Consider the following 12,066-nt stretch of genomic DNA (forward strand, 5'->3'; position numbering starts at 1 on the left):
GGATGCTGACTACTCTACTTTCTATACTGACCAATCGCATTCTGTGGAGCTTCCTGGGCGTAACGGCGCTCGCGGCGGTCATCTGGATGATTGGCCCGCTGTTGTCCATCGTGGACACCCGGCCCCTTGAATCAGAGCAGAACCGCGTCATCAGCATTGCGGTGGTCTACCTGATTTGGGCCCAGAGCCACATTCTGCCGCGGCTGTATAACGCCTGGCTGAACCGTAAGCTGATGGACAAGCTTAACGAAAATACCACCAGCCCGGAGGCGGCCGATCCGCAGAAACGTCTGAACAGCGAGGAGCAGATCCTTGCCGGGCGTTTCGATGAAGCCGCCCAGATGCTGAAAAAAGCCCACTTCAGCAAAGCGGGACATGGCGCGCAGTGGACGCAGCGCTTCAGCACGCAGTACCTTTATCAGCTTCCGTGGTACGTCATTATTGGCGCGCCGGGTTCAGGTAAAACCACCGCGCTGGCCAACTCCGGGCTGCAATTCCCGCTGGCGGACCGCTTCGGTAAAACCGCGCTGCGCGGCATTGGCGGCACGCGCAACTGTGACTGGTGGTTTACCAACGAGGCGGTTCTGCTGGATACCGCGGGGCGCTACACCACTCAGGAGAGCGAGCAGGTTCAGGACGCCGGGGAATGGCTGGAATTTATCAACCTGCTGCGTAAATACCGCCGTCGCCAGCCCATCAACGGCGTGATTATCACCATCAGCATCTCCGACCTGCTTTCGCAGTCCGCTGAGGCCTCCCGCCAGCAGGCGGTCAACCTGCGCCAGCGTCTCTCCGAGCTGCATGAACAGCTGGGTATTCGCTTCCCGGTGTATGTGATGGTGACCAAAGCGGATCTGCTTAAAGGCTTCCGCGCCTGGTTTGCGGATTACGACAAAGCCCAGCGCGATCAGATCTGGGGCTTTACGCTGCCGTGGGAGCAGACCAAACACGCCGATTACGACCTGATGGGCAACTTCCAGCAGGAATTTTCCCTGCTGCAACAGCGTCTGGATGCTGGCCTGCCGGAAACCATGCTTAAAGAGCATGACGCCAAAACCCGTGCGGAAGCCTATCTCTTCCCGCAGGAGTTCGCCGCGCTGCGTCCGCTGCTGGCAGACTACCTGAGCACGGTCTTTGCCCGCTCAAACTTCGAAACCGAATTTTCGCCGCGCGGCATCTACTTTGCCAGCGGCACCCAGGAAGGGATGCCGTTTGACCGCGTGATGGGCGAGCTGAACCGCGCGCTCTCCTTACCTGAAGGGGAGGAAAGCACGCGCTGGGATTCGGTAAGCAAAGAGGCGCCGATCCCGGGCGCGAAGGGCCAAAGCTTCTTCATTAAAAATCTGCTGCAAAACGTGATTTTCCAGGAAGCGGGCATCGCCGGGGAAAACCGCTGGTGGGAGCTGCGCAACCGCGCCGTGATGTGGTCCGGCTACGCGGCGCTGCTGGCCCTGCTGGTGATCCTGGGTGGTCTGTGGCTGACCAGCTACGCCAAAAATAAAGCTTATCTGGAAGAGGTAGATGCAAAAGTGCCGATGCTGGAGCAGCAGAGCAAGGCGCTGCAAAACCAGCCCCAGCGAGATCTGTTTGCGCTTCTGCCGCTGCTTAACAGCCTGGTGGATCTGCCGAAAAGCGATGCCTTCGACGTTAACAACCCGCCGGTTTCCCGCCGCATGGGGCTTTATCGCGGGGATGACGTCAGCGATGCCTCGCAGTCTCTGTATCAGAAGGCGCTGGATCAGATGCTGCTCCCCGCCGTGGCGATGCACATTACCACCTGGCTGCGCAACGACAACGGCAGCGACGTGGAGTACAGCTATGAGGCGCTGAAAGCCTATCAGATGCTCTACCAGCCTAAGCATTATGACGGTAAATTCCTGCACTCGTGGGTGATGCTCAACCTGCAACGCAACCTGCCGCAGAACGTGACGCAGGCGCAGCTTCAGGAGCTGGAATGGCACCTGACGCAGCTGCTGGAGCCAAAAATTCAGGCTTCACCGTATGCGCAGGATGAGGATCTGGTGGCCCGCGAGAGGGCGCTGATCAACCAGCAGCCGCTCTCAACACGCGTATATGGGCGCCTGAAACGTCTGCTGGAGCATGATGAGAACCTGAAGCCGGTTTCGCTTTCTGATCTCGGCGGCCCGCAGAGCGAGCTGGTGTTTTCGCGTAAAAGCGGCAAGCCGGTGAGTGAGGGCGTACCGGGCCTCTATACGCCGGACGGCTACTGGAAAAGCTTCAACGACCAGATCGACAGCGTGACCACCGCCCTGCACGAGGACGATGCCTGGGTACTGGGAGCGACCACTGCCCAGGAAGATAAACAGCAGATCGACAACGCCGTGCGTCAGCTCTACATGCGCGACTTTATCGTTAACTGGGATCGCTTTCTCGCTGACATTCAGCTCAACAACAGCGCCGATCTTTCCCAGCGTATCAACACCGCGCGCCTGCTTTCAGGCACCAATTCGCCGCTGCGCCGTCTGGTACTTAACCTGAGCAAGGTGCTGACCCTGTCGCGCACTGCGCCTGCGCCGGAAGATGCGCAGAAAGCGGAAGACCAAAGCAACCGCGCCACCCGCACGCTGGAAGCACTGTTCAGCAACGGTGACAATGCCCCGACGCAGGGCGCGGTTGTGACGCAGGCGCCTGAGCAACTGGTGACCGACCACTATGCGCCGATGATTGAGCTGGCGCAGCCGCTGGAGAAGGGCGGCAAGACCATCGTCTTTGATGATTTTCTTAAGCAGGTTGACGAGCTTTATCGCTACCTGACCGCCGTTCAGGATGCAGCCAACAGCGGTATGCCTGCGCCGGGCGGCGATGCAATCAGCCGCCTGCAAGCCAGCGCGGGACGTCTGCCGGGCGGGCTGCAAACCATGTTCAGCAATATGGCCGTCGGCGCCAGCAGCGACACTCAGCGTCGCGATCTGGAGAACGTGCGTAAGCGCATTAACGTGGAAGTGGGTGGGTTCTGCCGTCAGGCGATTGCCGGGCGTTATCCGCTGGTGCGCAGCGCCAGCACTGAGGTGACGCCGGACGATCTCGCCCGCATGTTCGCGCCGGGCACCGGACTGATGGACACCTTTTTCCGCGACAACCTGACCAACAAGGTGGACACCACCCAGGCGAACTGGCGCTTTATGCCGGGCATCGACGGTAAAACGCTGCCGGGCAGTGAAGGGCTGCTGCGTCCGTTCCAGCAGGCGCAGTCTGTCCGCGATGCCTTCTTCGCAAACGGCGCGACCACGCCATCCTTCAAGGTGACGGTGCGCACTGTGCGTATGGACAATACCATTCTGAACCTGACGCTGGACGTGGACGGCCAACTGCTGCGCTACAGCCACGGTCCGCAGGCGGTGCAGATCATGACCTGGCCGGGGCCGGGCGGGACGAACCAGGTGCGTATGCAGCTCGGTCTGGCCAATGGCAGCACCGCAACGCTGGTGACTAACGGTTCCTGGGCGCTGAACCGCTTTTTCGACAAGGCGCGCACCAGCCCTGGCGCGGGTAGCCTGAGCCGTCAGGCCACCTTCAACGTCGACGGACACCAGGTCACGCTGGAGTTTGCCCCGAACAGCATCCGTAACCCGTTCCAGCTTCCCCGTTTCTCATGCCCATAACCGCAAGGACAGCCGTATGACGAATACCCCTGCGATGAACCGTTATAGCTGGTATGGCAAATTACCCAGCGCCGGAGATTTTTTGCAACGTCGCTTTCCGGATACCCTGCAACGCCAGTGGTCGCACTGGTTTCAGGTCGGCCTGCTGGCCTGGCAACAGGAAGAGCAGCGCAGCGGCGAGCGCCCGTTTTCTAAAGCCCCGGTGTGGAACTTTGTCGTCCCGCCGATGCTTGGTAGCCAGATGATTCAGATGGGCTGCCTGCTACCGGGCCGTGACAGCGTAGGCCGTCACTATCCGGTATGCCTGCAACTGAGCTTCACCCCGGCCGAGTGGTCATCCCGTCTGCTCGGGCAGGCTGAAAGCTGGTACCAGCAGCTTGGCCGTCTGGGGCTGCACGCGGTGCGTAACAGCTATTCTGCCTCCCAGCTGGATGAAATGCTGATGACCATCCCGGCGCCCCAGCCGGTTGAGCCGCAAAAGCGTTCCGACATTCTCGACGTGATTGGCTATGACGACGAGGGTCAGAGCACGCTGGGCTGGCCGCAGGCGGCGGAGTGTTTTGATCCGCTGCGCCAGACCAGCTACTGGTGGACAAACCGCTGCGACGGCTATCCGCTTTACACCCACGTCCACAGCGGAAACTTCACCGGGCAGCTCTTTACGCTGCTGTTCGATCCGGCAGGCGGCGCCCGTCCGGGCCGCCACGGTCTTTACCCGCCTATGTTTGAATAAGCAGGGATCTTATGAATATCGATGAATTTCTCGCGCCGATAAGCCCCGATAACCCCTGCGGTGAAAACCTAGAGTACGACGCTGATTTCCAGGCCATGGGGCAGGCCAGTCAGGGCAAAGCCGAACAGCAGTTTGGCGACACCATCATTCCGGCAGAGCCTGCCGACTGGAACACGGTGGAAAGACTCGCCACCAGCCTGCTGGGCCGCACCAAAGATCTTCGCGTCATGCTGGCGTTAACCCATGCCTGGACGCGTCGTCGCGGGCTGGCAGGTTACGCCGACGGGCTACTGCTGGTGCAGGAAGCCCTGTCCCGTTACTGGGAGCAACTTTACCCGCTGCTGGAAGAGTATGGCGAAACCGATCCGTTCTACCGCATTAACGCCCTCGCCGGGCTGAGCGATAAATCTGACCTGACGGTCGCGGTGCGTAACGCCTCACTGCTCCGCTCTAACGGCGATGAGATTTCGCTCCGTGACGCCCAGGCGCTGCTTGATGGCAGTAAAACAGAGTGTCCGGATTATCCGGGCGGTCGTCCACGACTGATCGATGAGCTGGCCCGGGGCGATCAGCCAGGCACCGAAGCGGTAATCGTGATCAACGAACGCCTGCTCGCCATCCGCGAACTGCTTACCGGCTATCTCGGGGAAAGTGGCGTACCGGAGATGGAACAGCTGCTGAAAACCGTCGGGCAAGTTTCGAGCGCCTGTCAGGTGACCGATATCAGCAAGTTGCTGCCGAACCGTGACGCGCAGGCTGAGCAGCACGCCGAGCCGCAGCCGGTGACCGCGTCGCCCGTTCAGCAGGTGACGGACTGGCGCAGCGTGCAGGTGACCAGCCGCGCCGACGCGCAGCTGATGTTGGAAAAAGCGAAACAGTATTTTGCGCAGTACGAACCCAGCCACCCCGCACCGCTGATGATTGAACGGGTGCAGCGGCTGTCTGAACTCAACTTTATGGACATTATTCGCGACCTGGCGCCAGACGGCGTTAACCAACTGGAAAACATCTTTGGACGCCGCGAATGACGCGTCCTGGCATTATGACGACAGGCATGGAGTCTGCCGTTTCACCTTCACCGCGCATCTTTGATGGAGAACATCATGGCAATGAGTAACAGTGGACAGAAATTCATCGCACGCAACCGTGCTCCCCGCGTGCAGATCGAGTACGACGTAGAGATCTACGGCGCAGAACGCAAAATTCAGCTGCCGTTTGTGATGGGCGTTATGGCCGATCTGGTTGGCAAGCCGGTGGAAAACCTGCCAGCCGTCGACGAGCGTAAGTTCCTTGAAATCGACATCGACAACTTCGACGAACGCATGAAGGCGCTGAAGCCGCGCGTGGCGTTCCAGGTGGATAACACCCTGACCGGCGAAGGTAAGCTCAACGTCGATCTGACCTTTGACAGTATGGACGACTTCCTGCCGGACGCGGTGGCCCGCAAGGTTGAGCCGCTGAACAAGCTGCTGGAAGCGCGCACCCAGCTCTCTAACCTGCTGACCTACATGGATGGCAAAAACGGCGCGGAAGAGCTGATTGCAAAAATCCTTCAGGATCCGACGCTGCTCAAATCCCTGAGCCAGATGCCAAAAAATGACGAAAGTGCAAAAGGTAGCGAGGAATAATCGATGAGCAACCAGACTCAACAACACGATCAGCAGGCGGGCCAGGCCTTCAGCCAGGACGAGTTCAGCGCGCTGCTGAATAAAGAGTTCCGCCCGAAAACCGATCAGGCGCGCTCTGCCGTAGAAAGCGCGGTAAAAACCCTGGCGCAGCAGGCGCTGGAAAACACCGTGACCTTCTCAAACGATACCTACCGCACCATTCAGAACCTGATTGCCGGTATTGACGAGCAGCTTTCACAGCAGGTGAACCAGATCATTCACCACGAGGAGTTCCAGAAGCTGGAGAGCGCCTGGCGCGGGCTGAGCTATCTGGTGAACAACACCGAAACCGACGAGATGCTGAAGATCCGCTTTATGAGCATCTCCAAGCAGGAGCTGGGCCGCACCCTGAAGCGCTACAAGGGCGTGGGCTGGGACCAGAGCCCGATCTTCAAGAAAATCTACGAGCAGGAGTACGGCCAGTTCGGTGGCGAGCCGTTTGGCTGCATCGTAGGCGACTACTACTTCGACCACAGCCCGCAGGACGTTGAGCTGCTGGGCGAGATGGCGCGCATCGGCTCTGCGGCCCACTGTCCGTTCATTACCGGCACCGCGCCGGGCGTGATGCAGATGGAGTCCTGGCAGGAGCTGGCTAACCCGCGCGACCTGACAAAAATCTTTCAGAACACCGAATACGCCGCCTGGCGTTCACTGCGTGAATCGGAAGATGCCCGTTATCTGGGCCTGGTCATGCCGCGCTTCCTGTCGCGTCTGCCGTACGGCATTCGCACCAATCCGGTCGACAGCTTTGACTTTGAAGAGCAGACCGACGGCGCGAACCACAACAGCTACTCCTGGGCGAACGCGGCTTACGCGATGGCCGCCAACATCAACCGTTCCTTCAAAGAGTACGGCTGGTGCACCTCGATTCGCGGCGTGGAGTCCGGCGGGGCGGTGGAAAACCTGCCGTGCCACACCTTCCCGAGCGATGACGGCGGCGTGGACATGAAGTGCCCGACCGAGATCGCCATCAGCGATCGCCGTGAAGCGGAACTGGCGAAAAACGGCTTTATGCCGCTGGTTCACCGCAAAAACTCCGACTTCGCCGCCTTCATCGGCGCGCAGTCCCTGCAAAAACCGGCCGAGTACCACGACCCGGATGCCACCGCTAACGCGCGCCTGGCCTCCCGTCTGCCTTACCTGTTCGCCTGCTGTCGTTTTGCTCACTACCTGAAGTGCATCGTGCGCGACAAAATCGGCTCCTTCCGCGAGCGCGAAGAGATGGAACGCTGGCTGAACGACTGGGTGATGAACTACGTGGATGGCGACCCGGCGAACTCCTCCCAGGAAACCAAGTCCCGTAAACCGCTGGCGGCGGCGGAAGTGCAGGTGCAGGAAATTGAAGACAACCCTGGCTACTACGCCGCGAAGTTCTTCCTGCGTCCACACTACCAGCTGGAAGGTCTGACCGTTTCCCTGCGTCTGGTATCTAAACTGCCGTCGCTGAAGACGAAGGACGCGTAATGACGATTGCCGGCCCGAAGGGGCCGGCCATCTGAGCGTAAGAGCTTAGCTTATTTCTGTCAGTGAATAAGGATAGACGGTGAAACATATACTTGTGATCGCGACCAGTTTGCTGGCAGTTTCTACTCTCGCAAGCGCTGACGCTGGAAATTACAAATACCCTCAAGCGGAAGCATTGCCTCAGGATGACACATCGAACTTCCAACGCGATCCGACGCTGTTAACAGGGTACGATTTAAATCTGAGTGCAGAGCGTTTTGCTAAAGCCTGGCTGTCGAAAACGAATGAACGTGAACGCATTAAGGCAAATATGTATCTTCTCGGCGTAGTCGACGCGTCTGAGGGCACTGCATGGTGCAAGGGCAGGCCTTTTTTGCCAAATACAATACATGAGTTTCTCTATTCTCGTTTTGCGAACTTATCGAAACAGCAAGGCGAGGAGCGCGCTTCAAAAATCATCATTGACGGCATGAAAGAATTACGCCCGTGCAAAAAAGGAGAGTGACAAATGAGACCATTATACGAACAACTTAAACGTCAGCATTACTCTTCAAATCACACACGCGCGGGTTTTGCCTCGGGTGAACAGGTTTTTTCAGAAATTGGCTACGATTATTCGACGATTATCAAGCAACAACCGGCATACGAAAATACCTGTGCGGTAAGAATGAGCCTGGCATTGTTAAAATGCAATGTTGAATTTACAGGGCGTTTACCCATAAAGACCGGTCCCTATAAGGGAAAAACAATCGAGCCTGGCGCAAAATTACTTGCCGATCAGCTTTATAAATCCCATGTGTTTGGCAAGGCAGAAATCTTTAAAGACCGCGAGGCTGGTGCACGCTCAATGTTGGGCCGAAAAGGTGTTGTTTTCTTCAATAAAATTGATGGGTATGGCGGTGGTCATATCGACCTTATCGAGCCTCTGAGTAATAATTCGTTTATATGTAACTCCGATTGCTTTCCGTACTGTCAGGAAATCTGGTTTTGGGAATTAAAATAATTATATTCAGGTTTCTAAAGACCGCATTTCTTTTGCTCACTTGCTTATCTTTTTCTGCTCGCGGTGACAACCCTTACGTTGATTTTTATCAGCAGCAAACATACCGGCAGGTGGTAAAAGATTTGGTCCTGGCGCGCTGCCTTGCGCAGGTTGCAGGTAAAGGTAGTCAATTTTCTGCTGATGCGGCCCGCAGTGCGAGTGCATTTATTGAGTGGATGCCGTTTGATGCTGAAAACGGTACTGACAAAGTTAACGCCATTATTGGGAAGTATAAAAACCAAATTAATGGTTTCCACTCGGAGCGCAAACCTGATGTAAAAGGCGTAACCTTAAATTGTCTACGTCTTTATCATAGCGACGAACTGAATAAACTGGTTCCGCAGCTCATCATTGGCGATCCTGATCGTACCTGGATTCAGGATAATCCGCAGTAGTAAAAGACTTAACATTCTTTCCGTTCATTCAGGGGGAATGTAAGACTGTCAAATGACACGGGTCGTTTGATATGAGGCAGAGGTAAAATATGGACGGTTTTATTCAGCCCCATGCTTTCCTGTTTGCCATATAAGGGCTTTTTCGAAAGCAATATTGTTCATCCACGAAGAGTAGATATTATGGCTATTGATATGTTTCTGAAGGTCGAGGGTGTTACGGGCGAATCTAAAGATTCTAACCACACCGGCTGGACTGATATTACCTCCTTCTCCTGGGGCGCGTCCCAGCCGGGTAATATGAGCGTTGGTGGCGGCGGCGGTGCCGGTAAAGTTAACTTTAACGATCTGCACGTTAACGCTCTGATCGACAAATCCACTACAGCAATCCTGAAACACTGCGCAAGCGGTAAACACCTGACCAAAGTTGAACTGTCCGTCTGCAAAGCGGGTGGTCAGCAGGTTGAATACACCCGCATCACCCTGGAAGACGTTCTCGTGACTTCTGTTCAGTACACCGGTGCAGACAACGGCGATACCGTTGGCGTGACCTATGCATTCCAGGCTGCGAAAGTGAAACAGCAGTATTGGGAGCAGACCACTGCCGGTGGTAAAGGTGCTGAAAGCAGCGCTGGCTGGAACATCAAAGAAAACAAAGAAGCGTAATTGTTCATCCATGACCGGGGAACCTCCCCGGTCATGATGATTGATTCCAAATATGTTGCAGGTGAATGATGATTAGAGAGTTAAACGTAATATCAATCGCATTAGCCTGTAGTGCTTGCATTTCACCACCTGCACAGTATAAGAAACTTTCTGTTACGTTAAAAAAACAAAATCCCTTGTTTTGATATCAGGCTGGATTCAAATTTTATTGGGCCTGTATCAGTTTACGCACCATCTGTAATGAAACGCGTTGGTAATCAATGGAAAACTATTAATTCTCATGACCAACTTCCAGCAATGCATATCTTGATTACAGAGGAGTGTATTCGTCTGAATGAGGTTGACTGGCGCAAAAGTGAGTATGATGTTGTATTGAAGATTGTCAATGAAAAAACTGCTATTCGATATGCTGCACGGTTAATATTAAAGAAAGGTATAAGTTGCGAGTTACTTTTAACGGCAAGTGAATGATATAATTTTCAAACCTCGGTGTTTTCGAGAGTGCATCGGCGTTTGAATGTTTATTTAATTATAAAATAATTAAACAATTCACCACTGCAAACTCTGGACAACTATGTGTGTTGATTAAAGGGTTTAAATATGACACATCGTTCAACCGTTAGCCCGGGCTACTGTGTGGTCCAACATCCTGGAACTTTAGATTATCAAGCTCGATTATTGTTTAATAATGTCAATAGCGAAGCCGCTAGATACTTTATGCAAATAAACAATGACACACCTTGGTTGAAACCAGGGCAGTTACTCATCGTGGCTGACCCAGACAACACGAATCAGTCATCGCAACTGAGTATTCTTTCCAGGGCAAAACAGAAAATTAACCATGCGCTGGCATCATTAAACACATCGGTTGCAGAGTATCTCCACGCTAATTATGACAATATTTCTGCATTGACTTCTTTAGGTGATAAACTAGCTGGGAATGCTGGTGATTTAGGTGAGAAATATTTCAGGCAAATTGAAAATATACTCATTAAAATTGAGAAGACTTATCAGAATCAGTTTATATCCCAAGGTTCTTTAATTGGTCAGCAGTTTTATATGGAAAGAAGGGCGTTATTCTCTCAGCTAAAACCTTTATTAAATAACGTAAGCAAGCTAACACTTAAGATTCAAACCTACGAAAATATTAAAAAAGCATTGAACTTATCAAGCCGCTCTATCGTCCATGAATGGAGTACGGTTGGTATCGGCGCGATCCCTGGATATTCAGATTATATTGTACGCTCTTCTCGCGCGGCTAGTATTATGAAAGCAGGGGGCTGGATCTCACTAGGTTTCTCTTTTTTGAATACTTCTAATGATGTTTATAAAGCCTGTACTGTCGATCGTGAAGATGAATGTGGAAAAGTTGCTGTTACTGAATATAGTAAGTTTGGTGGAGGTACGCTTGGTGCTGCGGGAGGAGCCTGGGCTGCGTCTTTAGGTACTGGCGCTCTTTGCGGTGCAATGGGAATACCTACGATGGGTACTGGTGCCCTTGTGTGTGGAATTGTTGTAGGACTAGGCGCTACTTCTGCGGGAGCCTGGATGGGTACTAAAGGAGGGGCTGAATTGGGTGAAGGGATTAGTAACTTGATTTTTTCTGGGGACGAATAAATGTATGGAGATTTGCGTTTAATATTGCTTTTATTGGTTTTTTTAGGACTGTTTGCTTCTTTGTGTTTTTATTTTTATTTTTATCGTAAATATTCCCTGGAGCTATCAAAATCATTTCATATTTTGAGTGATAAGCAATATTTAGATGTAAACGATTATCTTTTTTATGAACAACTTGGTCTTCCCGGATTTGCGCATCGTGTGTTCCTTATGAAAAGGATTTTGGCTGGAAAAGCCACAAAGCAAAATAGCAAAAAAAATCTCCCTCCGGAGGCAGAGGCATTAGTTTCATCGATATACGATTTCTCATGGATAAAAATGTTTTACAGGATGACACTTTTTGTTGTCTTTTTGATGCTTCTATTGTTCTTATTGATTGCTACAGGACCCTAAAAGCATGTCATCTTTATGCCTGGCAAATATAACGTTATTGTTTCTTGTGCTTTTATTTATTAACGTTGTAATCATGGATGTTTACAGTTCTTGGTTTTTTAAAAAACACGAGTCAGATTATAAGTGGCTTCTCTCTGAATATCGCCAAAAAGGCTACGATCTCGATCTGGTGACAAATTACGTATCTTTTTTTGGCTCGCTGGCGAACTATCAAAAAATAATCTGGTTTGTTCGTCTTCGCAAAGGCGTGAAGATGAAATTTACCAAAGACAGAAATGTTCAGGATGATGCCTATAAATTCGTTCAGGCTTTACCGGAAGAGAGAATCGGCTGGATATTAAAACTTCATCGACGCTATAAAGTTCAGGCCTTACTTTTTACGCTATGGCTGCTTATCGGCATTATTTTCCTGAATGTAGTCAAATAGCTTTAATCAGCCCTTAACCCCCAAACCCCGCCGTTCTCACCC

General features: G+C 53.1%; 13 protein-coding genes. All 13 read left to right on the forward strand.

The genetic code is table 11. From position 1 onward, the window contains the following. Window positions 1-2 precede the first annotated feature (2 nt). The 13 genes from tssM to SK51_RS13885 all read left to right on the forward strand — a co-directional run bounded on the left by tssM (window position 3) and on the right by SK51_RS13885 (window position 12,024). On the forward strand, window positions 3-3,623 hold the full coding sequence (gene tssM / locus SK51_RS13830) for a type VI secretion system membrane subunit TssM (RefSeq protein WP_023306458.1): 3,621 nt from the start codon (window positions 3-5) through the stop codon (window positions 3,621-3,623). 16 nt (window positions 3,624-3,639) lie between these two features. Beyond that, on the forward strand, window positions 3,640-4,356 hold the full coding sequence (gene tagF / locus SK51_RS13835; RefSeq protein ID WP_006810959.1) for a type VI secretion system-associated protein TagF: 717 nt from the start codon (window positions 3,640-3,642) through the stop codon (window positions 4,354-4,356). Window positions 4,357-4,367: 11 nt separating this feature from the next. Then, window positions 4,368-5,384 (forward strand): type VI secretion system protein TssA, encoded by a 1,017-nt coding sequence (gene tssA / locus SK51_RS13840; protein WP_023306457.1) that lies wholly within the window; start codon window positions 4,368-4,370, stop codon window positions 5,382-5,384. A 75-nt stretch (window positions 5,385-5,459) separates the two neighbouring features. After that, the gene (tssB, locus tag SK51_RS13845; RefSeq protein ID WP_022648413.1) at window positions 5,460-5,984 is read left to right on the forward strand and encodes a type VI secretion system contractile sheath small subunit; all 525 of its coding nucleotides are present in this window, start codon (window positions 5,460-5,462) and stop codon (window positions 5,982-5,984) included. A 3-nt stretch (window positions 5,985-5,987) separates the two neighbouring features. Then, window positions 5,988-7,487, forward strand: coding sequence for a type VI secretion system contractile sheath large subunit (gene tssC / locus SK51_RS13850; protein ID WP_006810956.1), 1,500 nt, complete (start codon window positions 5,988-5,990; stop codon window positions 7,485-7,487). A 79-nt stretch (window positions 7,488-7,566) separates the two neighbouring features. After that, complete coding sequence (locus SK51_RS24265; RefSeq protein WP_022651414.1) at window positions 7,567-7,992, forward strand: Rap1a/Tai family immunity protein; 426 nt, start codon at window positions 7,567-7,569, stop codon at window positions 7,990-7,992. 3 nt (window positions 7,993-7,995) lie between these two features. Further along, window positions 7,996-8,490 (forward strand): T6SS effector amidase Tae4 family protein, encoded by a 495-nt coding sequence (locus SK51_RS13860; RefSeq protein WP_022648411.1) that lies wholly within the window; start codon window positions 7,996-7,998, stop codon window positions 8,488-8,490. Further along, complete coding sequence (locus SK51_RS13865; protein ID WP_023306456.1) at window positions 8,475-8,924, forward strand: T6SS amidase immunity protein Tai4 family protein; 450 nt, start codon at window positions 8,475-8,477, stop codon at window positions 8,922-8,924. The genes SK51_RS13860 and SK51_RS13865 overlap by 16 nt, the downstream gene beginning before the upstream one ends. A gap of 180 nt (window positions 8,925-9,104) precedes the next feature. Then, entirely contained in the window at window positions 9,105-9,587 is a 483-nt protein-coding gene (locus tag SK51_RS13870) for an Hcp family type VI secretion system effector (RefSeq protein WP_014884229.1), read from the forward strand. 240 nt (window positions 9,588-9,827) lie between these two features. Continuing rightward, window positions 9,828-10,058, forward strand: coding sequence for a hypothetical protein (locus SK51_RS25250; protein WP_123906481.1), 231 nt, complete (start codon window positions 9,828-9,830; stop codon window positions 10,056-10,058). A gap of 129 nt (window positions 10,059-10,187) precedes the next feature. Next, window positions 10,188-11,204, forward strand: a complete 1,017-nt coding sequence (locus SK51_RS13875) for a hypothetical protein (RefSeq protein ID WP_023306455.1) — start codon at window positions 10,188-10,190, stop codon at window positions 11,202-11,204. Then, entirely contained in the window at window positions 11,205-11,597 is a 393-nt protein-coding gene (locus SK51_RS13880) for a hypothetical protein (RefSeq protein ID WP_032628301.1), read from the forward strand. Between the two features lie 73 nt (window positions 11,598-11,670). Further along, window positions 11,671-12,024 carry a hypothetical protein gene (locus tag SK51_RS13885; protein ID WP_172713408.1) on the forward strand — a complete coding sequence of 118 codons (354 nt, stop codon included), beginning with the start codon at window positions 11,671-11,673 and terminating at the stop codon, window positions 12,022-12,024. The last annotated feature ends 42 nt before the right edge of the window (window positions 12,025-12,066 follow it).

Origin of the sequence: Enterobacter sp. MGH85, assembly GCF_001037655.1 — a bacterium.
Lineage (GTDB): Bacteria > Pseudomonadota > Gammaproteobacteria > Enterobacterales > Enterobacteriaceae > Enterobacter > Enterobacter intestinihominis.